Genomic DNA, 20,322 nt, shown 5'->3' with positions numbered 1-20,322 from the left:
GTTGGCGCGATGGATGCTCCCCCGGGCGCGGACGAGGTCGCGCAGGAACTCCCCGAGGGCGCCGGGGGCCGCGGTCTGCGCGAGGTGCGCGCCGACGGTGCGCACGTCCCAGCCGGAGCAGAGGCTCGGCGCGGCGAGCTGCGAGACGTCCAACGCCTCGAGCAGGTCGGCGACGGCGCGCCGCCGCTCGGCGGTCGCGGCGAACACGTCCGCCGGTGTCGATCCGTCCAACGCCGGTCCTCCCAGGTGCGGTCGAGGCGATCCTGCCGACGAGCAGTCTGGACGGGCGGGCGCCCGGCCGCGACACGTGGCTCGGTCGGCTGCCGGTCGAACCGTGCGTGCGGCGGCGGTCGACGTCAGGCCGGCGGCACCTCGACGCTGATGTTGGCACGCTCGGTGCCCGGCGGGTCGCCGAGGGTCGCCCAGAAGTCGGTGTCGCGCATCCAGCCGGGGAGGCCGGCGGGGAGGTCGCGGCTCGGGATGGCGGGCAGCTCGGCGGGCGTGAAGTCGGCGCCGTAGGGGACGAGGGGGCGCGCCTCGTCGGGCTGCTGGACCCTCGCGTGCAGCCGCCCCAGCGCCACGTTCCAGTTGTCGAGCAGGTCCCGGCGGCTGATCGGCCCGCCCGGTTTGTCCGCCGTCGGGTGCAGGGCTCGCTGATGGAACACGGAGACGTCGGCGCCCTCGGGCGAGGTCACGAACGTGCGCCAGGCCTCGAAGGCCGGGGTGCCGAAGGTCACCACCGCCTCGATGCGGCCCGGCGCGAGCGCCGCCGCGAACCACCGGTGGCGGTAGGCGACGACCTCCGGGTCGTTCAGGTGGGGCAGCGCCATCTTCTGGTTGTAGATGCCGTACAGGAACGCGTTGACCATGAGGTAGCTCGAGGTGAACCCGAGCTTCTCGACGAAGCCCTGCACCCGCCGTCCCGCCTGCCCGGACAGGATGCGCCGGGTGAACGCCTCGGTCTGGGCCGGGTCCTGCCCGACGACGAGCAGCCTGGCGGTGCCGTTCACGCGGCCCCGGTAGAACACGGGCCCCCACAGCGAGCGGAAGCCGTCGGCGCCACGGAACACCGTGTCGTCGGGGTAGCGGCGGCACAGCGTCCGGAACCGGCCGGTGGGCCCGGGGTCGAACGGGTCGGTGATCATGGCGCCTCCTCACCGACAGGGAGCGCCGCGCGGCGTCCGCACGCACGCGCGGGACCGGGTGAAGTCGGTGCGGGCAGCCGGTGAGACGCTGTCGCCCGTGCCGACAATGAGGGAGCAGTCCCGGTGCGGGCGCCCGCCCCGCCGGGGTCGACCTCAGGGGGACGGCCATGGCGCAGCTGGTCATCACCGGGAACGTCGCGACGATGGCGCAGGGGGCGACGGCGTCCCCGGTGCCCGGACGGGTCTGGATCGACGGCGACACCGTCGTCGACGTCACGACCGGGCGCCGGCGGGTCGCCGGCTTCTCGCGGGCCCCGGAGGTCGACGTCGGCGACGCGGTCGTGCTGCCGGGGTTCGTCGACATGCACAACCACCTGGCCTACAACGCCCTGCCGCTCTGGACGGAGCCAGGCCGCACCGAGCCGTGGCTGCACAACAAGCACTGGCCGGACGCCGACACCTACACCGAGTCGATCACCGAGCCGGCCTGGGTGTACGCGAAGGCCTGCCCCGAGGCCCTGCTCGCCTACGTGCAGGTGCGGGCGATGGCCGGGGGAGCGACCGCGGCGCAGGGGTGGCCCACCGCGAACCGCGGGTACCGCACCGTGATGCGCAACGTCGACGCCGAGGACGTCGGCACCGGCCGGGACGACCTGATCTACACGTCGGTGGTCACCAAGACGGGCGAGGCGCTCACCACGGCCGTCCGACGCATGGCCGCCGGCTCCGGGTTCATCTACCACTGCGCGGAGGGGCGCCGCGGCTCTCGCGTCCTGTCCGACTACACGGACCTCGACCGCGCCGACGGGCTGCTCCCCACCCTGCTGGCCGTGCACGCCTGCGCGGTGGACGCGGACGGGTGGGCCCGGTGGGACGCCGCCGAGGCGGGCGGCGTCGTCTGGTCGCCGCTGTCCAACCTCCTGCTCTACGCCGAGACGACGCTCGTCGACGACGCGCGCGCCCGCGGGATCACCGTGTGCCTGGGCAGCGACTGGGGCCCGTCGGGCACGAAGAACCTCCTCGGCGAGATGAAGGTGGCCCGCATCGCCGCCGACCACCTCGGCTACGACCTCACCGACGCGCAGATCGTCGAGATGGTCACCAGCAACCCCGGCACGCTGCTGGAGCGGTGCTGGCACCGACCCGTCGGCCGCCTCGTCCCGGGGGCGCTCGCGGACGTCACCGTGGTGCGGGGACGGGGGCGGGGCGACGCCTGGACGCGCGTCGTCGCCGCCCGGGAACGGGACGTCGCCCTCGTCGTCGTCGGCGGCGTCGCGCGCTACGGGGACACGAGCCTCATGACGGCGGCCGCCGCGCCGCCCAGCTTCGCCGCCACGGTCGGGGGCCGACGGCGCCGGGTCGCGCTGCCGGACCCCGCGGACCCGCAGCGGGCCTGGTCGTGGCGGGCGGTCCTGGACACGCTGCGGGAGGTGCAGCAGGACCCCCAGCAGGCCATCGCGACCGCCCAGGCGCGCGCGTCCGCCGGGCCACGCTTCGCGGAGGACGCCGAGCTCGAGCTCTTCCTCGACATGCCCGACACCCGGCGCACGGGCCGCGCGGGGCCGCCCAAGGACCCGGCCACGGTGCGGATACCGCCGGTGCCGGCGCCGGAGCACGACGCCGCGTACTTCGACCTCCTCGACGCCGCGCCGATCCCGCAGGGCGTGCTCGCCCCGCTGCGCGCGAGGTTCGGGCAGTGACGACCCCGAGCCCGGCGGCGCTCCGGGCACGCGCCGGCAGCCGCCTCGACGACGTGGTGCCCGCGAGGGCCGAGCCCGGACCCGAGCCGGTGGCGCTCACCGCGACGCAGCAGCACGACCTCGTCGACCTCTGGACCACGCTCCTCACCGACGTGTACGTGCACGCCGGGCAGAAGCGCGCGCTCTACGGCTACGACCCGCTGCGGGCGCTCGCGGCCCTGCGCCGGGAGCTTCCCCTGCTCGACAGCGCCGGGTTCCTCCGGGCCCTCACCAGGGTGGTCAACCGGCTGCGCGACCAGCACACCCAGCTGTTCGTGGGCGCGCCGGGGGCCGAGCCGTACGTCGCGGCGCTGCCCTTCCTCGTGGAGCCGTTCGGCCCGTACACGTCCCCCACGTTCCTGGTCACCAAGACGACGGGCGAGGTGCCCGACCCGGCGTTCGCCCCCGGGGTGCGGCTCACCACCTGGAACGCCGTGCCCTTCACCCGGGCGGTCGACCTGTTCGCCGACACCCTCACCGGGGGCCGGCCGGACGCGCGCCGGGCGCGGGCCCTCGAGACGCTCACCCAGCGGCCGCTCGCCTACCTGCCCCCGCCGGACGAGCTGTGGGTCGACGTCGGCTTCCGTCTTCCCGGGGACCCGGCGGGCGACCCCGACCGCACCGCCCGGTTCGCGTGGCGGGCGATCCGCCCGGGGGCCGCCGCGACCGCCGACGACCGGGTCGCGACCCGGACGCGCCGCGGGATCGACGTCGTGGGCGAGACCGCCCGCCGCGCCCGCAAGCTGTTGTTCGCCACCGACCTGTGGGAGGGCGACCGGCAGGGCGTCCAGCCCCGGGCGAAGGGCTCCGGCTGGCTGCGCACCAGCGTGGCAGACGCCCTCGCCGCCCGGCCGGTGACGACGTCGCACGGCACGTTCGGCTACCTGCGCATCTGGACGTTCGACGTGCGCCACCCCGGCCGGTTCGTCGACGAGGTCGCCCGGCTCCTGCGCCGGCTGCCCCAGGAGGGGCTCGTCGTCGACCTGCGCTCCAACCCGGGGGGCGTCGTCGACGCGGCCGAGCGGCTGTTCCAGCTCTTCACGGACCGGCACGTCGAGCCGGTGCGGTTCGCGTGCCGCGCGACGCCGGCGATGGCCGACCTGGCCGAGGCGGACGGCAACGGCGCCGACCTCGCCGACTGGGCGGGCTCCCTGCGCGCGGCCCTCGACCTCGGCGAGGAGTTCTCCCAGCACCTGCCGCTCGCCGACCCCGACCTCTGCAACGGCGCGGCCCGCGCCTACCGGGGACCTGTCGTCGCCGTCGTCGACCCCAACACCTACTCGTGCGGCGACCTGTTCGCGGCCGGGATCGTGGACCACGGCATCGGGCGGGTGGTCGCCGTGGGCGCCGCGACCGGCGGGGGCGGCGCGAACGTCTGGACCGGTGACGACGTCCAGTACGCCTACCACGCGGCCCACCGCACGCTCCCGCCCCTGCCGCCCGGGGTCGGCTTCGCGATCGCGGTGCGACGGATGGTCCGGTCCGGCACCTCCGCGGGCCTCGCGATCGAGGACGTCGGGGTGGCCGGCGAGGAGCGGTACGACATGACCGAGCGTGACGTCGTGGACGGGAACCCCGACCTGCTCGAGCACTGCACGTCGCTCCTCGCCGCGGGCTAGCGGTGCTGACCGGCGCGTCCGGGCAGTCCGGGAACGGTCTCGGACTCGTCCGCGTACGGCGCGAGCAGCAGCGAGGCGGTGGCCCACCCGCGTGCCAGCAGCCCCGCGTCGGAGTCCGGCTCGGTGGACCTTTCGGTGCCCTCGTAACGGACGACGAGGCCCGGGTCGTGGTCGCTCCGCGCGATGCGCGCGTGGACCGCGCCGAAGGTGGCCAGGGGTGCCTGTCGCAGCCCGCGCAGGCCGTCGCGCGGCACGTCGGGCACGTTGATGTTGAGCGTCCGCCTGCTGCGGGGGTGTTCCAGCAACCACGCCAGGGCGTGCGCCGCGACGTGCTCCGCCGTGTCCCAGTGCTCGGGCGCGGCCGCGTCGAGGGAGACGGCGAGAGACCGCATCCCGAGCGAGGCCCCGGACAGCGCCGCCCCCACGGTGCCGGAGTGGAGGACGGCGTTGCCCACGTTCGGTCCGCGGTTCACCCCGGACAGGACGACGTCGGGGACGTCGCCGAACGCCCCGTACGCCGCCACGAAGGTGATGAGAGCGGGGTCGGCGGCCACCGCCAGAGACCGCAGGCCCGCGGGCAGCCCGGGAGCCTCGTGCTGCTCGACGATCAGCTGACCGCCCTCCTGCGCACCGTGCAGCGCGGCGGACGCGCCGGAGGACTCCTCGCGGGGGGCCACGACGACGGTGTCGAGGCCGAGGGAGACCGCGCAGCGCGCGAGGACCGCGAGACCAGGGGAGTCGATCCCGTCGTCGTTCGTCACCAGTGCCAGCATCGTGGTCCTTCCTGTCGTGCGGTGGTCCCGGTGTCACCCGAGATCGTCGACCGTGACCCGTTCGGCGAAGCTCTCGATCTCCGCGCGGCTGCCGGTGCCGAGGCCGTGCCGGGCGACGTTGAGGGCGCCCGCCGCAGCACCGAGGCGCACCGCGTCGACGACGGGCAGCCCGCGGCCGACACCGACCGCGACGCCGGCCGTCATCGAGTCGCCCGCGCCTCGGTGGTCGACCGTCGAGACGGGCGGCGTGGTCAGCGCGGCCGTGCCGTCGGCGGTGACCAGGAGCGTCGGCTCGTCGGCCCGGGAGACGACGAACGCGTCGAGGCCGTCGGCGACCCAACGGCCGGCGGCCGCCCGGAGGGCGGGGACCGAGTCGGCGTCCGCCAGATCGTCGTCGACCATCTCCTCGTGGCTCATCTTCAGCACGGAGAGCGTCGCGCGGTCGATGGCGGCGGCCAGGCCCCCGCTCAGGTCAGCCACGACCGGCGTGCCCGAGGCCGCGACGTCGCGTGCGAGGCGGGTGAGGTAGTCCTGGGGCAGCTCGACGCCGTGCTGGGTCCCGGTCAGCACGCACACGTCCGCCTCCAGCGCCGCCACCAACGACGTGCCGTAGAGGTCGTCCAGCGCGTGCCGGTCGAGCGGCACCGACGGCATGACCACGTGGTGGGGATCGTCTCCGTGGCGGCGGTCCCGCACCAGGGCGCCACCCCCGCCGCGACGCGTCGGCCGCACCTCCAGCTCGCGGGTGCGGGCCAGGTGCGCGGCGATCTCGCCGGTCTCTCCGCCGAACGCCCCGCACACCACGACCTCGGCGCCCAGCGACCGTGCCATGGTCGCGACCCACAGTCCCTGACCGCCCGGGTGGACGTGGACCTCCGGCGCGTCGCGGACCGGGTCGGTCTCGATCTCGATCGTGAGCAGCGGCTCGGGGGCGATGACGCAGACCCTGGGCGTGGACGGCATGCCTGGACCGTAGGCGCAGGTGCCCGTGCCCGCCCGAGGGGACGACCCGAGCCTTCCTCTCGTCCCCACCCGCCGGCCCGAGGAACGACGACCCCGGTGAGACGTTCGTCCCCCAGCATCTCGGACGTCGCGCGCGCCGCCGGTGTGTCGATGGGCACGGTGTCGAACGTCCTCAACGGCACGGTGCGCGTCACCCCGGCGACCCGGGCCCGGGTCGAGGCCGCGATCCGGGAGCTCGGGTTCGTCCGCAACGGCGTCGCGCGGTCGCTGGCGGCCGGCCGGAGCTCGACGCTCGGCTTCGTGATCATCGACCTCGCGAACTCCTACTTCCTGGACATCGCGCGAGGCGCCGAGGAGGAGGCCGGCCGGGCGGGGTTGAACCTGCTGCTGGCGAACTCCGACATGTCGAAGGAGAAGCAGAGCACGTACGTCGACCTGCTCGCCGTGGGCGTGCTGCAGTCGCTGCTGCTGTCGTCCTCGCTGCGGGCGCCGGACGACGTCGCGATCATCGGCTACGACGACAACCGCGCCGCGTGGGACTCCGCCGTCCCGCTGTCGACCGTCCGGCAGCCGGGGGAGGCGGTCGGCCGGGAGGCGGTGCGGCTCCTGCTGGAGGAGCTGGAGACCGGGCCCGAGGCCCACCGGCACCGGCTCGTCACGTGCGAGCCGCGGCTCGTGGTGCGCGCGAGCACCGCCGGCCCGTCCTGACCGGCCGGCAGGATCAGCCGCCCGCCGGGGGCCGGCCGTCGATCAGCTCGCTCAGTCCGGTGCGGAACCGCTCCGTGTCGTCGAGGTCGATCGGCCGCAGGCGCCGCGTGATCCCCGGCCCCGCGGCCAGCGAGATCCAGTGGCGCTTGTTCATGTGGTAGCCGGCGGTCACGGTCTCGAGCTCCTGGCGGAGCGCCTCGCCGTCGTCGGGCGCGCACTTGAGCGTCACGAGCGGGGTGCCCGTGACCTCCGTGGTCATGCAGAAGACCTTCGCCCGGACCTTGAACACGTCGTGCTCGGGCCCGAACGGCCAGGTGCGGGTGACGCCCGGCAGCGCGAGCGCGGTGGCGGCGGCGACGTCCTGGTGCTGCGTGGGGCCCACGCCGTGTCAGTCCTGTCGGGACGTGCGCAGCGCGTCGCCCTCGACCTCGGCGGCGCTCCAGAAGTTGCGGAGCATCTCCTCGGGGGTGAGCAGCGAGTCGCGGTGCTCGACCGGCTCCTCGGCGCCCGCGATCGCCTTCACCTCGTCGTGGATCCGCTCCATGGAGCTGTCGAGGGACGACGCGACGTCGGCGGCGAGCTTGAGCGAGTCCGTGAGGTGGCGCGGCACGTCGCGCGCGTACTTGTAGTAGATCTTGTGCTCCAGGCTCGCCCAGAAGTCCATGGCGATGGTGCGCAGCTGGATCTCCACGATGACGTGCTCGACCCGGTCGGACAGGTAGACCGGCACCTGCACGATGAGGTGCAGGGACTTGTAGCCGTTCGCCTTGGGGTGGGCGATGTAGTCGCGCTCCTCCAGGACCGTGAGGTCGGCCTGGTTCATGAGCATGTCCCGCACCTTGTAGATGTCGGAGACGAAGCTGCAGGTCACCCGCACGCCGGCGACGTCGAACATGTGCTCGCGCACGCCCTCGGGCGTCAGCGGGATGCCCTTGCGCCGGCACTTGGCGACGATCGACTCGAGCGACTTGAGGCGCGAGCTGACGTGCTCGACCGGGTTGTAGTTCTGCATGTGCCGGAACTCGTCGCGCAGGATCGAGATCTTGGTCATGACCTCGTCGATCCCGAACTTGTACGTCAGCACGAGCCGCCGCAGGCGGTCGACGAGAGCCCGGATCTCCGCGGCCTCGGGGGAGTGGTGCGGGGTCTCCGGTGCTGCGTCCTGGGAGGCGCCGTCCCGGTGCTCGTGCGGTGCGTCCTGCCGTGCGTCCTGCCGTGCGTCCTGCCCTGCGTCCTGGCTCACGGGCACCACGGTAGCCAGGTTTCCTGGCGCTCGAGAATCCGATAAAACCGGTCGGGACTGTTCGGTATTCGAGACGGTCGGGACGAACTGTTGACACCCCCCTTCCGGAGACCTACGTTCCTGCGCACCGGGTCGGACGACCGCGGCGCCCCAGGTGGTGCGGCCGGACGTCCCGGGTGGTCACGAGCTCCGACGCGAAGCCCCGGCTCGTCGGACGGCAACCCCCAGCGCGGGCGGGTGCCCCGGGTGAGGACCAGGCCGGCCGTCGCCGACGGCACGGCAACACGCGACCCCCGCCCCGGCGGGGAGCAGGAGAGGACGAGCATGCACCGCGACGCCACCACCGTGCGCCCCCTGTCGTCCCGGCACGTGCCGTCCGCCTCGCCGGTGACCTCGGCGTCCGCCCGGGCGTGGTGTCGACGCCGCTGATCGCGGCCTGATCGTCCGCCCCTCGCGGCGGACGACCCTCCTCGACGGCCCGGCACCTGCCGGGCCCCGGCCGCAGACGGCCCCGCCCGCCGGTCCCGGCGGGCCTTCCTCCCCGTGCCCTCCCGGCGGTGGCGCGCACCCGCAGGTCCACGACCCGCGCCCGAGTGCGTCCGTCCGCCGCGCCCTGATCGGAGCCGACGTGCCCTCCTCCCTGCCCTCGACGTCCACCCCCAGCACCCCGTCCGCTCTCGTCGTCGGCGTCGACCTCACGGCGGCCGGCGCCCGGCCCGGCGTGCACCGAGCGCGCGGCATCGTGCAGCCCCGGTCGTTCGACGCCGAGCGCTTCGTCCAGCTCGTGCGCACCGCCGACGGCGGCGGCCTCGACCTCGTCACCCTCGACGAGGGCTTCCTGCTGCACCCGGGCCGGCGGCAGGTGACCGGGCGGCTCGACGCGGCCGTGGCCGCCGCACGGGTGGCCCCCCACACGACGCGGGCCGGGCTGGTCGCCGCCGTCGACACCGCGCACGTGGACCCGGCGCACGTCGCCCAGGCCGTCGCCCGCGTCGACCAGGCGAGCTCCGGCCGTGCCGGGTGGCAGGTCGGGCTCCCCACCGGCGCCGTGGTGCAGGACGACGCGTGGGCGGAGCAGGCCCGCGGCGTCGCGGCACAGGTCGTGCGGCACTGGGACGGGCTCGCGACGGGGACCGGGCCGAACGCGGGTGACACCGCCGGCGCCGTCGCCGTCGACGACGAGGGGCGCTTCCGCGTGGACCACGACGGCATCCGCTTCGCCGTGCGCCGGCACCGGCCTGCCGAGAGCCGGGCCGCCGACGGGCCCCGGGGCGCCGGGACGCGGCAGGGCCGGCCGCCCGTCGTCGTCTCCGCCCGGAGCGAGGCCGCGCTCGACCTCGCCGCCCGGACGGCGGACGTCGTGCGCGTCGCGGCCACCGCGCCGGCCCGCGCCGTCCGGCTGCGCTCCCGGCTGCGCGACGCTGCCGAGGCCGCGGGCCGCGACCCCGACACGCTGCGCGTGCTCACCGAGGCGTACGTCGTGCTGGCCGAGGACCGCGCCAGCGCGCAGGCGCGGCTCGAGCTGGTCGAGGCCCTCGAGGGCCCGGAGATCTCCGGCGGGCTGCTCGTGGTGGCCGGCACCCCCGACGACCTCGCCGAGACGATCGTGGACTGGCGGGACGCCGGCGCGTCCGACGGGTTCCTGCTGCGGCCCTCGTCGCTCGGCCCGGACCTGGACGCCCTCGTCGACGGTGTGCTCCCGCGCCTCGTGCGCGACGGCGTGCGGGCGGTGGCGTCACCGGCGCCGCGCACGCTCCGCGCGACCCTCGGGCTGCCGGACGTGGGGCCTGCCGGCAGCGCCGGCAGCGCCGTCGTCGCCCCCGCGTCGGCGCACGCGCGGCCGCGCGCCCGGGCGGGCCGCACCGCCGACTCCCGGCTGGTGCGCGCGTGACCGCCCGCACCCACGCCCGCCACGTCGCCCCCGCCGCCCGCGTCGCCGACACCCGCCGCGACGCCGCACGCCCTCTTGTGACCGGAGGTCCCCGATGACCGTCACCGACGCACCGCGCGTCCGCCCCACCGACCCCGCAGGCGCCCCTGCCCACGCACCGGCCGCCGATCCTGCCGCCGGTCCTGCCGTGGCCCGGCGCGCGCGCCGGCGGGCCGACCGCGAGCGCGCGCTCGCCGCGCCCCACGGCTGGCTGAGCCTGGCGGGGTTCCACTGGCTGCCCTCGCGACCGGAGCCGCTGCCAGGCGTGCCCGGGCTGTGGCTCGCCGACGCCGCCGGCGCGCACCTGCGGCCGGGGGAGACCGGCGGTCCCCGGGTCCGGGGGCCGGAGGTCGTGGACGGCGCGTACGACGGCGACGTCCCCGAGGGGGGCAGCGTCGTCCTGGGGACGTTCCTGCCCTCCGGGCGCGAGCCCGTCGACGGCGCCGACCCGGACCACCAGCAGGCAGGGGAGACGGCCGCGGTGGCGATCGAGCTGGTGCGGCGCACCGGACGCCTCGCGATCCGGCTGCGCGACCCGCACGCCCGCACGCGCCTCGACTTCGCCGGGGTGCCCGTCTTCGACCACGACCCCTCGTGGGAGGTCGAGGCGCCCGTCCGCCTGTACGACGAACCCCGCGAGCTCGTGGTCGGGGCCGCCCGCCCCGGCCTGGTGCACCGGCTGCAGGCGGTCGGCGAGCTCGACCTGACGCGCGGCGACCGGACGGTCACGCTCGTCCTGACCGGCTCCCCGGGGGGCGCCCCGACGCTGCTCTTCAGCGACGAGGCCCCTGGCGTCGCGCCCTGGCGCGTGGCGCGCCCCGAGCTCCCCGGGTCCCTGACCCCGGGCGACACGGGCGTCGCGTGCCTCGACCTCAACCACGCCGTCAACCTGCCGTACGCGTTCAGCGACCACGGCACGTGCCCCGCCCCGCCCCCGGGCAACCACGTCCCGTTCGCCGTCACGGCGGGGGAGAGGGCGCCGCGATGACCGCCGTCACGACGCCTGGCGCACAGACTCCTGGCGCACAGACTCCTGGCACACAGACTCCTGGCGCACAGGGTCCGGGGCCCGCAGCACCGGCTCGGGACGCCGCGGCCACCCCGTACGCGGCCCTGCGCATCGTCCCCGCCCGCCACCCGGGGCGCTGGGTCGCGACGGCCGGCGTGGCCGTGCTGCTGGCGATGGTCGTCAGCTCGCTGCTCACCAACGACCGGTGGGAGTGGGACGTCGTCGCGCAGTACCTCACCTGGCCCTCGATCCTGTCCGGCGCCTGGGCGACGATCCGGCTCACGGCCGCGGCGTCGGTGGTGGGCTTCGCGCTGGGCACCGTGCTGGCGCTCATGCGGCTGTCGCGCTCGCCGCTGCTCGTCGGGGTGTCGTGGGCGTACACGTGGGTGTTCCGCTCCGTGCCCCTGCTGCTGCAGCTGCTGCTCTGGTACAACCTCGCCTATCTGTATCCGCACCTGAGCCTCGGCGTGCCGTTCGGCCCCGAGTTCCTCTGGTTCGACACCCTCGGCGTCATCGACAAGTTCGGCGCCGCCATCCTGGGCCTGGGGCTCTCGCAGGCCGCGTACTCCGCCGAGATCGTGCGCGCCGGCATCCTCAGCGTCGACCAGGGGCAGCAGGAGGCGGCCGCGTCGCTCGGCATCCCGCGCCGGCGCCAGGTGACCCGCATCGTGCTGCCGCAGGCCATGCGCTCGATCGTGCCGACGGCCGTCAACGAGGTCATCGGCCTGCTCAAGGGCACGTCGATCGTCTACGTCCTGGCGTACGGCGAGCTGTTCTACATCGCGTCCGTCATCTACGGCCGCAACGGCAAGGTCGTGCCCCTGCTCATCGTCGCGGCGATCTGGTACCTGGTGCTGACCACGCTGATCACGATCGTCCAGTACTACGTCGAGCGGCACTACGCGAAGGGCGCCGTGCGCACCCTGCCGCCCACGCCCCTGCAGCGGCTGCGCTGGTCGTCCGCCGTGGCCGTGGCCCGCCTCACCGGCCGCCCGGTGCCCTCGCACGTGCCGCCGGCGTTCGCGGCCCGCGCCCGGGTCGGCGTCCTCACCCGCACGACCCGCACCTCGGGAGGCCCCGCATGACCGCCACGACGACGCGCACGACGGCGCACGACGGCGCGGCGGGCCGGGTCGAGGTGCACGGCCTGCGCAAGAGCTTCGGCACCCTCGAGGTGCTCCGGGACGTCGACCTCACCTTCGAACCCGGCACCGTCACCGTCGTCCTCGGGCCGTCGGGCTCCGGCAAGTCCACGCTGCTGCGCGCGATCAACCACCTCGAGAAGGTCGACGCCGGCTTCGTCACGGTGGACGGCGACCTCGTGGGCTACCGACGCCGGCACACCCGACGTGGCGGCCGCCGGGGCGACGTGCTGCAGGAGCTCAAGGAGCGGGAGATCCTCGGGCAGCGCACCCGCATCGGCTTCGTCTTCCAGAACTTCAACCTGTTCCCGCACCTCACCGTGCTGGAGAACGTCGTCGAGGCGCCGCTGTCCGCGCAGCGCCGCTCCCGCGCCGAGGTGGTGCCCGAGGCCCGCGAGCTGCTCGACCGCGTCGGGCTCGCCGACAAGGCGGACGCGCGACCACGGCAGCTGTCCGGCGGGCAGCAGCAGCGCGTCGCGATCGCCCGCGCCCTCGCGCTGCGGCCCCGGGTGCTGCTCTTCGACGAGCCGACCTCCGCGCTCGACCCCGAGCTGGTCGGCGAGGTGCTCGAGGTCATCAAGGACGTCGCGAGCACCGGCACCACCCTCGTCGTCGTCACCCACGAGATCGGCTTCGCCCGCGAGGTCGCCGACAACGTCGTCTTCATGGACGGCGGGGTGGTCGTCGAGCAGGGGCCGCCCGCCGAGGTGCTCTCCCGCCCGCGCCACGCCCGCACCCGCGCCTTCCTCGACAAGGTCCTCTGACCTTCTCCGGCCCCAGACGCCTTCCCACGACCGCTCACATCCCCCTGACCTGCGGCCCCGGCCGCACACCCATCCCCTGGAGACACCCGTGACCGCACCGACCCGCCGAGCCCGCGCGCTCGCCCTGCTCGCCACCGTCCCCCTGCTGGCACTCACGGCCTGCGCCGGTGTGAGCACCTCGGCCCCCGAGGCCGCCGGCACCGGCGACGGCGCCGAGGCCCCCGCCGGCACCAGCTCCGAGGGAGCCGCCGCAGCCGGGCTCGAGGTCAGCACCAGCCCCGACCAGGACCGGATCCGGTCGACCGAGTCGGCCGAGGCCGTCGGCCTGCTGCCGGAGGCGTTCGCGGACAAGGACGACTTCGTCGTGGCCGTGAGCGCCGGCGCGGCGCCGCCGCTCGGCTTCTTCGCCGACGACGACAAGACCCCCATCGGCAACGAGACCGACATCGCGCAGCTCGTCGCCGACGGCCTCGGCAAGGACCTGCGCCTCGAGGTCAAGGCCTGGGCCGACTGGCCCCTGGCCCTGCAGTCGGGCGACGTCGACGCCGTCATCTCCAACGTCACCGTGACCGAGGAGCGCAAGGAGACGATCGACTTCTCCTCCTACCGCAACGACGAGCTGGGCTGGCTCACCAAGGCGGGCTCCGACGTCCCGGAGATCGCCGAGCGGCAGGACGTCGCGGGGCTGCGGGTGGGCGTCGGCTCAGGCACCAACCAGGAGAAGATCCTGCTCGAGTGGAACGACCAGAACGTCGCCGAGGGGCTCGAGCCCCTCGCCGGCGGTCAGCCGGAGTACTACGAGCAGCTCTCCGACGTGCTCCTCGCCCTGAAGTCCGGCCGCCTCGACGTCTACGTCGGCCCCAACGCGTCCCTGGCCTACCAGGCCAAGATCGCGCCCGACGAGCTCGCCGTCGTCGGCACGCTCAACGGCGGCTGGCCCGACACCGCGCAGATCGCCGTCGCGACCAAGAAGGGCAACGACCTCGCGCCCGCCGTCACGGCCGCTCTGCAGCAGGCCTTCGACGACGGCACGTACGCCCAGGTGCTCGAGCGCTGGGGCCTGGAGACCGAGGCCGTCGAGAAGCCCGAGACCAACCCGCCGGGCCTGCCGAAGACGGAGTGACGGCACCCGACCGTCCCCGTCCCCGTCCCCGTCCCGACCGTCCCGAGGAGTGCACGTGACCGAGAACGCCACGCCGTCCGCAGTCGCGGTGCCGCGACCCCCGAGCGGCCCCCGCCCCGCCCGTCCGACGACGCCCCGCGTGGCCGCGGACCTGCGGGACCTGCAGGCCCGCGCCCGGGTCGCCGCCCGCTACGGCGTGCGGCCCGAGGACGCGGACGACGCCGCGCCGGGCGTCGCCGCAGCGCTCGCCGCGTCGCTCACCACGGCGGTCGCCGGCGCGCCGGCCGTCCTCGACGTCCAGCTGGGCCACCGCTCCGTGCGGGCGTTCCTGCCGGGGCCGCTGGAACCGTGGGTGCTGCCCACCGTGGTGGCGGCGGCGCAGTCCGCGCCGTCGTCGTCGAACCTGCAGCTGTGGAGCGTCGTCGCGGTCACCGACCGCGACCGGCTGGCCCGGGTCGCGGCGCTCGTCGGGCACCAGGAGCACGTGCGCCACGCGCCGCTGCTGCTCGTGTGGGTGGCCGACGTGGCCCGGGCCCGGCAGCTGGGCGCGCAGGACGGCGTCGAGCTCGAGGCCGCCGGCTACCTGGAGACGACGGTCGTCGCGTTCCTCGACGCCGCGCTCGCGGCGCAGAACGCGGTCCTCGCGGCCGAGTCCCTCGGCCTCGGCACCGTGTACGTCGGAGCGGTGCGGAACCACCCCGAGGACCTCGCGGCCGAGCTCGGCCTGCCGCCCGGCGCGGTCGCCGTCGTCGGGCTGGCCGTCGGGCACCCCGACCCCGGCCACGCCCCGCGCGTCAAGCCGCGCCTGCCCCAGGCAGCCGTGCTGCACCGCGAGACGTACGACGAGGGGCGCGTCGCGCACGTCGCCGACTACGCGCCGCGCATCGACGCCTTCTACCGCGACGAGCGGCTCGACGGCTCGTGGTCGCGACGGGTCGTCGACCGGCTGCGCGGCGGCGGCTCGCTCAAGGGCCGTGAGCGCCTGCGCGAGGCGCTCACCGCCCTCGGGCTGCCGTCGCGCTGACCGACCGCGCGCCACGCCCGTACCGCCCGACCCGCACCACCTGCCACCTGCCACCTGGAGACCACCATGACCGACCCCGCCGCGACCCTGAGCAGCAGGGTGCCCCTGTCCGTCCTCGACCTCGCCCTCGTGCCCGAGGGGCGCGCGGGCGCGCAGGCGGTGCGCGACGCCGTCGACCTCGCCGTGGACCTCGACCGGCTCGGCTACCGCCGGGTCTGGTACGCCGAGCACCACCTGTCGCCGGGGGTCGGGTCCGCCGCGCCGGCGGTGCTCGCGGCCGCCGTCGCCGCCCGCACCGAGCGCATCCGCGTCGGCTCGGGCGCGGTGCTGCTGAGCACCACGAGCCCGCTCGTGGCGGCCGAGCAGTTCGGCACGATCGCCGCGCTGCACCCGGGGCGGGTGGACCTCGGCCTGGGCCGGGCGTTCACGCCGCCGAAGGGCGGCGCGGCGCGCCCGGCCCCGGCGGTGGCGCCGGCGAGCGGACCGCGCGTCGTCGACGGGCTGTACGTGCCTCCCGCGCCGCCGACCGCGGGGGACTCCGTGCTGCGCGAGCGCGCCCTCGCGCAGGCCGCCGTGGTGGGGGCCTCGCGCACCCCGGCGAGCTTCCGCGCCGAGGTCGAGCTCGTGCTCGGGCTGCGGGCGGGCACGTACGCCGACGACAGCGGCCGCCGGTACGTGTCGCCGCCCGTGCAGGACGCCGCGTTCGACCTGTGGGTGCTGGCGTCCTCCGGCGGCGAGAGCGCCCGCGTGGCCGGGGAGCTCGGTCTGCCCCTGGCGGCGAACTACCACGTGAGCCCGTCGAACACCCTCGAGACCGTCGCCGCGTACCGGGCGGCGTTCCGCCCCGGGGTGCTCGCCGAGCCGTACGTCGTCGTCTCCGCCGACGTGCTCGTCGCCGACACCACCGAGCGGGCCCGGGAGCTCGCGGCGCCGTTCGCCGACTGGGTGCTGTCCATCCGCCGCGGGGCGGACGGCGCGATCGCCTACCCGCGCCCTGCCGACGCCACGGCCTGGGCGGAGCGCCCCGAGGCCGAACGAGCCGTGGTCGCCGACCGGGTGGACACGCGCGTCGTCGGCGACCCGGCGACCGTCGTCGAGCGCCTGGAGACCCTCGCGCGTGTCACCGGGGCCGACGAGCTGCTCGTCACCACCGCCACGCACGACCCCACCGACCGGCAGCGGTCGTTCGCGCTGCTCGCCCAGGCGTGGGGCGCGACCGAGGGCGAGGCGCCCCGCGTCCCCGCCCTGGCCGCGACGCGCTGACCCGCACCGACCGACCACCCCCCTCAGGAGGACCCATGACCACGTCCGAGACCACGTCCGACACCACGCACGAGACGGCCCCCGAGGGCACCGGTCCGACCACCCCGCCGACGCAGGACGCGCGCACGGCCGGCGCGCGGGTCGCCGACGGCGCCCTGCTGGTCGACGTGCGGTCGGCGCGCGGCCGCGCCGCCACCGGCGACATCCCCGGGGCGACGCTCGCCGACAGGGACGACCTGGACGCCCTCTTCGGGCCGGCCGACGCACCCGCGATCTCGCTCGACACCCCGGTCGTCGTGGTGTGCGGCTCGATCAACGGCTCCGGCCCCGTCGCCGCGGCGCTCGCGGCCCGCGGCTACACCGACGTGACCCACGTCGACGGCGGGTTCCCCGCCTGGCGCGACGCCGGCCTCCCGGCGACCGCGCCGTCGGACGTCGCGGGCGCCTGACCCGCCCGGCACCGGCACGACCCAGCCACCACGCTGCAGCGAAGGAGACCACCATGCCCGTCGAGTTCCTCGGCATCGCGACCACGAACGACGCCTCCGAGACGTCCGCGCGCACCACCGCCGCGTTCGACCCCGCCTACCTGGAGCGCATCGTGCGCGCCCACGAGGACAACGGGTGGACGCGGGTCCTGTTCGCCTACGGGTCGTCCGGCCCGGAGCCGGCGGCCCTCGCCGCGTACACGGCCGCGCGGCTGCAGAGCATCGAGCTGCTGCTGGCGCACCGGCCCAACGTCTCGTACCCGACGTACGCCGCCAAGACGTTCGCCACCCTCGACCAGCTCTCCGGGGGCCGGCTGTCGGTGCACTTCATCACCGGCGGCAACGACCACGAGCAGGGTCGCGAGGGCGACCGGCTCACCAAGGACGAGCGGTACGCGCGCACCCACGAGTACATCCGGATCGTCAAGCAGGCGTGGTCCAGCGCGGAGGCGTTCGACCACCACGGCGAGTTCTACGACTTCGAGGACTTCGTGCTCGACGCGAAGCCGGCCGCGGGCCACGTGCCGACGATCTCCTTCGGGGGGTCCTCGGACGCCGCCTTCCGGGTGGGGGCGGCCGAGGCCGACATCTACGCCGTGTGGGGCGAGCCCCTGGCCCGCACGAAGGAGCAGATCGACCGCGTGCACGCCGAGGCCGCGGCCGCGGGACGCGCGACGCCGCCGCGCATCCACGCGGCCTTCCGGCCGATCGTCGCGCCCACCGAGGAGCTGGCCTGGGAGAAGGCGCACCGCGTGCTGGACCGGATCGAGGCGCGCAAGGCGGAGCTCGGCGGGCAGCTGTCCCGGCGGCACCCGATCGACAGGCCCGAGAACGCCGGGTCGCAGCGCCTGCTCGAGATCGCCGCCGCGGGGGACCGTTACGACTCCGCGCTCTGGACCGCCACGGCGAAGGCCACCGGTGGGGCCGGCAACTCCAACGCGCTGGTCGGCACGCCCGAGCAGGTCGCCGAGGCGCTGCTCGCCTACTACGACCTCGGGGTGCGGGTCATCTCGGCGCGCGGGTACGACCTGCTCGACGACGCGATCGACTTCGGCCGGTACGTCATCCCGCTGGTGCGCGAGGGCGTGGCCGCGCGCGACCGCGCCGCCGCGGAGGCCGCCGAGGCCGAGACCCCGGGAGCCGCGGACGAGGAGCGCGTGGCCTGATGCGCTTCCAGCTGCTCGACATCGTCTTCAACCCGCCGCATCCCGTCACGGGCGAGGCGGTGCCGCCCGCGGACCGCCTCGAGCGCGTCGTCGAGCACGCCGTGCTGGCGGAGGAGCTCGGGTTCGACTCGTTCGCGGTGGGGGAGCGGCACGCCGGCGACGTGCTGTCCTCCGCGCCCACGGTGATCCTCGGGGCGGTGGCGGCCCGCACCCGCCGCATCCTGCTGTCGACCGGCGTGACCGTGCTGTCCCTGCTCGACCCGATCCGGGTGGCGGAGGACCTGGCGACCGTCGACCAGCTCTCCCGCGGGCGGCTGGAGATCGTCATCGGCAAGGGCAACGAGGAGCTGCAGTACCCGCTGCTCGGCCTCGACATCGCGAAGCAGTACGAGTACCTCGAGGAGAACTACGAGCTCCTGCGGCTGCTCCTGTCGTCGGAGGACGTCACCTGGTCCGGTCGCCACCGCCACCGGCTGGAGCACACCACCACCCTGCCGCGACCCTTCGCCGGGCCCTTCCGCATCTGGCACGGGTCCGCGACGAGCGAGTTCGCCGTCGACCTGGCCGCCCGGTGGGGCGACCCGATCGTGAGCGCCAACGCGCTGCAGCCGCGGGAGAGCTATGGGCGACTGATCGACCGGTACCGCGAGCGGTACGCGGCCGCCGGGCACGACCCGGCGTACGGGTTCGTCGGCGCCGGCTCCGGGGGCCTGTTCCTCGCCGACACCACGGAGCAGGCGATCGAGCAGTACCGGCCGCTGTACGAGGGGCAGGTCGCGCGGCTGCGGGCGCGCGGCTACGACCCCGCGACGCACGTCGGCAAGGCCCAGGCGTTCGAGACGATCGAGGACGCCGTCGAGCGCGGCCCGGCGCTCGTCGGCTCGCCCGAGCGGGTCGCCGAGAAGATCCTCGACTACCACGGCTCCTTCGGGCACGTGCTGCAGTCCGTCTCGGTGAACCACCTGCTGGAGCCGTCCCGCCAGGAGGACGTGCTGCGTCGGTTCGCGGCCGAGGTCGCGCCCGTCGTCCGCGCCGAGGTCACGACGACGCTCTGGGGGCCCGACGACGAGCGGCGGGCCGCCGGCTTCACCGCGGCGCAGGCGCCCACGGTGCACGGCGGCGCGCGTGCCGCGGCGCTGACCGTCTGACCGTCCGACGGGGTGTCCGGCATGCGGTCATCCTGTCGACCGGATGGTGGGCGGCGGGGAGAATGACCGCGACGTCGACCGCGTGAGGAGGCCACCACCGTGACAGTCCAGCCCACCCAGCTGGTGATCCTGGTCGTGCTCGTCCTGGCGACCGCCGTCCTCGGCGCGGTGTGGAGGTCCCGCCAGGGGCGCGTCCGCACCACGCCCGCGCGGCACGACCCGGCCGTGGACTGGGCGGCCCGCGGGGTCCGGCTGGGCGAGCGGGCGACGTTCGTCCAGCTGTCCGCCGAGGTGTGCGCCCCGTGCCGCGCCACGGCCCGCGTGCTGAAGGGCCTCGTCGAGCGCGAGGCCGGCGTCGAGCACCACGAGCTCGACGTCGACGACCATCTCGACCTCGTGCGCGAGCTCGGCGTCCTCACCACCCCGACGGTGCTGGTGCTCGACGCGACCGGGGCGCAGGCCGCACGCAGCAGCGGCGGCATGTCGCCCGCGCAGGCGCGCCAGGCACTGGCCGCCGTCGTCCCCGTCGGCTGAGCCCGTCGAAACCCGTCCCCGAGGAGAACCCATGACCTCCGAGCGTCCCGCCGGCCAGGCCCCCGTCACGCGGGCCCCGGCCGGCATCGACCCGCGCGGCCCGCGGGTGGGCGCCGCCATCACGGCGCTGCTGCTCGCCGTCGTCGTCCTCCTCGGGGCGAGCACGGCCGGACTCGTCCTGCTCGCCGTCGTGGCCGCCGGCTTCCTGCTGGGCACCGTGCGCGGAGCCCAGGGGACCGTGCAGGGCTGGCTGTTCAAGACCCTCGTGCGACCCCGGCTCGCCCCGCCCGTCGAGCTCGAGGACCCGCGCCCGCCGCGGTTCGCCCAGCTCGTCGGCCTCGTCGTCACGGGCGTCGGCGTCGTGCTCGGGCTCGCAGGCGTGCTGGCCGCCGTGCCGTGGGCCGCGGGGATCGCGTTCGTCGCTGCCGGCCTCAACGCCGTCGTCGGCCTGTGCCTCGGCTGCGAGCTCTACCTGCTCGGCGCGCGCCTGCGGCCCTCCGCCCGCTGAGGCCGCCGCCCACCACCCGACCCGCGAAGGCCC

Annotated in this window: 21 protein-coding genes and 1 riboswitch; of the genes, 15 read left to right on the top strand and 6 right to left on the bottom strand. The window is 75.6% G+C overall.

Annotated features, from left to right (window positions below):
* Positions 1-231: maleylpyruvate isomerase N-terminal domain-containing protein (locus ACFWEK_RS06305; RefSeq protein WP_430553482.1), on the bottom strand; the 231-nt coding region annotated here is incomplete at its 3' end.
* 125 nt (positions 232-356) lie between these two features.
* On the bottom strand, positions 357-1,145 hold the full coding sequence (locus tag ACFWEK_RS06300) for a uracil-DNA glycosylase family protein (RefSeq protein ID WP_430553481.1): 789 nt from the start codon (positions 1,143-1,145) through the stop codon (positions 357-359).
* 167 nt (positions 1,146-1,312) lie between these two features.
* Between ACFWEK_RS06300 and ACFWEK_RS06295 the strand changes: the two genes are divergently transcribed.
* Entirely contained in the window at positions 1,313-2,845 is a 1,533-nt protein-coding gene (locus ACFWEK_RS06295) for an amidohydrolase family protein (protein WP_430553480.1), read from the top strand.
* Positions 2,842-4,503: a S41 family peptidase gene (locus ACFWEK_RS06290; RefSeq protein WP_430545364.1), complete on the top strand. Its 1,662-nt coding sequence runs from the start codon at positions 2,842-2,844 to the stop codon at positions 4,501-4,503. The genes ACFWEK_RS06295 and ACFWEK_RS06290 overlap by 4 nt, the downstream gene beginning before the upstream one ends.
* Here ACFWEK_RS06290 and surE read toward each other — a convergent pair.
* Both surE and ACFWEK_RS06280 read right to left on the bottom strand, forming a co-directional pair.
* Complete coding sequence (surE, locus tag ACFWEK_RS06285) at positions 4,500-5,276, bottom strand: 5'/3'-nucleotidase SurE (RefSeq protein ID WP_430553479.1); 777 nt, start codon at positions 5,274-5,276, stop codon at positions 4,500-4,502. The genes ACFWEK_RS06290 and surE overlap by 4 nt on opposite strands.
* 33 nt (positions 5,277-5,309) lie before the next feature.
* Entirely contained in the window at positions 5,310-6,239 is a 930-nt protein-coding gene (locus tag ACFWEK_RS06280; protein WP_430553478.1) for a PfkB family carbohydrate kinase, read from the bottom strand.
* Between the two features lie 96 nt (positions 6,240-6,335).
* Here ACFWEK_RS06280 and ACFWEK_RS06275 point away from each other — a divergent pair, with 96 nt between their 5' ends.
* Positions 6,336-6,947 (top strand): LacI family DNA-binding transcriptional regulator, encoded by a 612-nt coding sequence (locus tag ACFWEK_RS06275; protein WP_430553477.1) that lies wholly within the window; start codon positions 6,336-6,338, stop codon positions 6,945-6,947.
* 13 nt (positions 6,948-6,960) lie between these two features.
* Here the strand turns inward: ACFWEK_RS06275 and ACFWEK_RS06270 are convergent, their stop codons facing one another.
* Entirely contained in the window at positions 6,961-7,329 is a 369-nt protein-coding gene (locus ACFWEK_RS06270; RefSeq protein ID WP_430553476.1) for an MmcQ/YjbR family DNA-binding protein, read from the bottom strand.
* A 6-nt stretch (positions 7,330-7,335) separates the two neighbouring features.
* Positions 7,336-8,064 carry a GTP pyrophosphokinase family protein gene (locus ACFWEK_RS06265; RefSeq protein WP_430545609.1) on the bottom strand — a complete coding sequence of 243 codons (729 nt, stop codon included), beginning with the start codon at positions 8,062-8,064 and terminating at the stop codon, positions 7,336-7,338.
* Between the two features lie 304 nt (positions 8,065-8,368).
* A riboswitch (SAM riboswitch) is annotated at positions 8,369-8,482 on the top strand.
* A 336-nt stretch (positions 8,483-8,818) separates the two neighbouring features.
* On the opposite strand from ACFWEK_RS06265, the gene ACFWEK_RS06260 reads away from it, so the two are divergent.
* The 12 genes from ACFWEK_RS06260 (at position 8,819) to ACFWEK_RS06205 (ending at position 20,289) form a co-directional block, all read left to right on the top strand.
* The gene (locus ACFWEK_RS06260; protein WP_430545369.1) at positions 8,819-10,081 is read left to right on the top strand and encodes an LLM class flavin-dependent oxidoreductase; all 1,263 of its coding nucleotides are present in this window, start codon (positions 8,819-8,821) and stop codon (positions 10,079-10,081) included.
* A gap of 94 nt (positions 10,082-10,175) precedes the next feature.
* Complete coding sequence (locus ACFWEK_RS06255) at positions 10,176-11,108, top strand: DUF1684 domain-containing protein (protein WP_430553475.1); 933 nt, start codon at positions 10,176-10,178, stop codon at positions 11,106-11,108.
* Positions 11,105-12,214, top strand: coding sequence for an amino acid ABC transporter permease (locus ACFWEK_RS06250; RefSeq protein WP_430553474.1), 1,110 nt, complete (start codon positions 11,105-11,107; stop codon positions 12,212-12,214). The genes ACFWEK_RS06255 and ACFWEK_RS06250 overlap by 4 nt, the downstream gene beginning before the upstream one ends.
* The gene (locus ACFWEK_RS06245) at positions 12,211-13,035 is read left to right on the top strand and encodes an amino acid ABC transporter ATP-binding protein (RefSeq protein WP_430553473.1); all 825 of its coding nucleotides are present in this window, start codon (positions 12,211-12,213) and stop codon (positions 13,033-13,035) included. The genes ACFWEK_RS06250 and ACFWEK_RS06245 overlap by 4 nt, the downstream gene beginning before the upstream one ends.
* 88 nt (positions 13,036-13,123) lie before the next feature.
* The gene (locus ACFWEK_RS06240; protein ID WP_430553472.1) at positions 13,124-14,158 is read left to right on the top strand and encodes an ABC transporter substrate-binding protein; all 1,035 of its coding nucleotides are present in this window, start codon (positions 13,124-13,126) and stop codon (positions 14,156-14,158) included.
* A gap of 55 nt (positions 14,159-14,213) precedes the next feature.
* Positions 14,214-15,182: an NADPH-dependent oxidoreductase gene (locus ACFWEK_RS06235; RefSeq protein ID WP_430553471.1), complete on the top strand. Its 969-nt coding sequence runs from the start codon at positions 14,214-14,216 to the stop codon at positions 15,180-15,182.
* 66 nt (positions 15,183-15,248) lie between these two features.
* Positions 15,249-16,445 (top strand): LLM class flavin-dependent oxidoreductase, encoded by a 1,197-nt coding sequence (locus ACFWEK_RS06230; protein ID WP_430553470.1) that lies wholly within the window; start codon positions 15,249-15,251, stop codon positions 16,443-16,445.
* A 35-nt stretch (positions 16,446-16,480) separates the two neighbouring features.
* Positions 16,481-16,894, top strand: coding sequence for a rhodanese-like domain-containing protein (locus tag ACFWEK_RS06225; protein ID WP_430545376.1), 414 nt, complete (start codon positions 16,481-16,483; stop codon positions 16,892-16,894).
* Positions 16,895-16,947: 53 nt separating this feature from the next.
* Complete coding sequence (locus ACFWEK_RS06220) at positions 16,948-18,099, top strand: LLM class flavin-dependent oxidoreductase (RefSeq protein WP_430553469.1); 1,152 nt, start codon at positions 16,948-16,950, stop codon at positions 18,097-18,099.
* Positions 18,099-19,247 carry an LLM class flavin-dependent oxidoreductase gene (locus ACFWEK_RS06215; protein ID WP_430553468.1) on the top strand — a complete coding sequence of 383 codons (1,149 nt, stop codon included), beginning with the start codon at positions 18,099-18,101 and terminating at the stop codon, positions 19,245-19,247. The genes ACFWEK_RS06220 and ACFWEK_RS06215 overlap by 1 nt, the downstream gene beginning before the upstream one ends.
* Before the next feature lie 99 nt (positions 19,248-19,346).
* Positions 19,347-19,781: a TlpA family protein disulfide reductase gene (locus ACFWEK_RS06210; protein WP_430545379.1), complete on the top strand. Its 435-nt coding sequence runs from the start codon at positions 19,347-19,349 to the stop codon at positions 19,779-19,781.
* Between the two features lie 31 nt (positions 19,782-19,812).
* Positions 19,813-20,289 carry a DUF4395 domain-containing protein gene (locus ACFWEK_RS06205; protein ID WP_430545380.1) on the top strand — a complete coding sequence of 159 codons (477 nt, stop codon included), beginning with the start codon at positions 19,813-19,815 and terminating at the stop codon, positions 20,287-20,289.
* Positions 20,290-20,322: the final 33 nt, after the last annotated feature.

Origin of the sequence: Isoptericola sp. NPDC060257 (assembly GCF_042726645.1) — a bacterium.
Classification (GTDB): Bacteria; Actinomycetota; Actinomycetes; order Actinomycetales; family Cellulomonadaceae; genus Isoptericola; species Isoptericola nanjingensis.
Note: the sequence above shows the minus strand (reverse complement) of the source record. Positions and strands in the feature narration are given on the sequence as shown.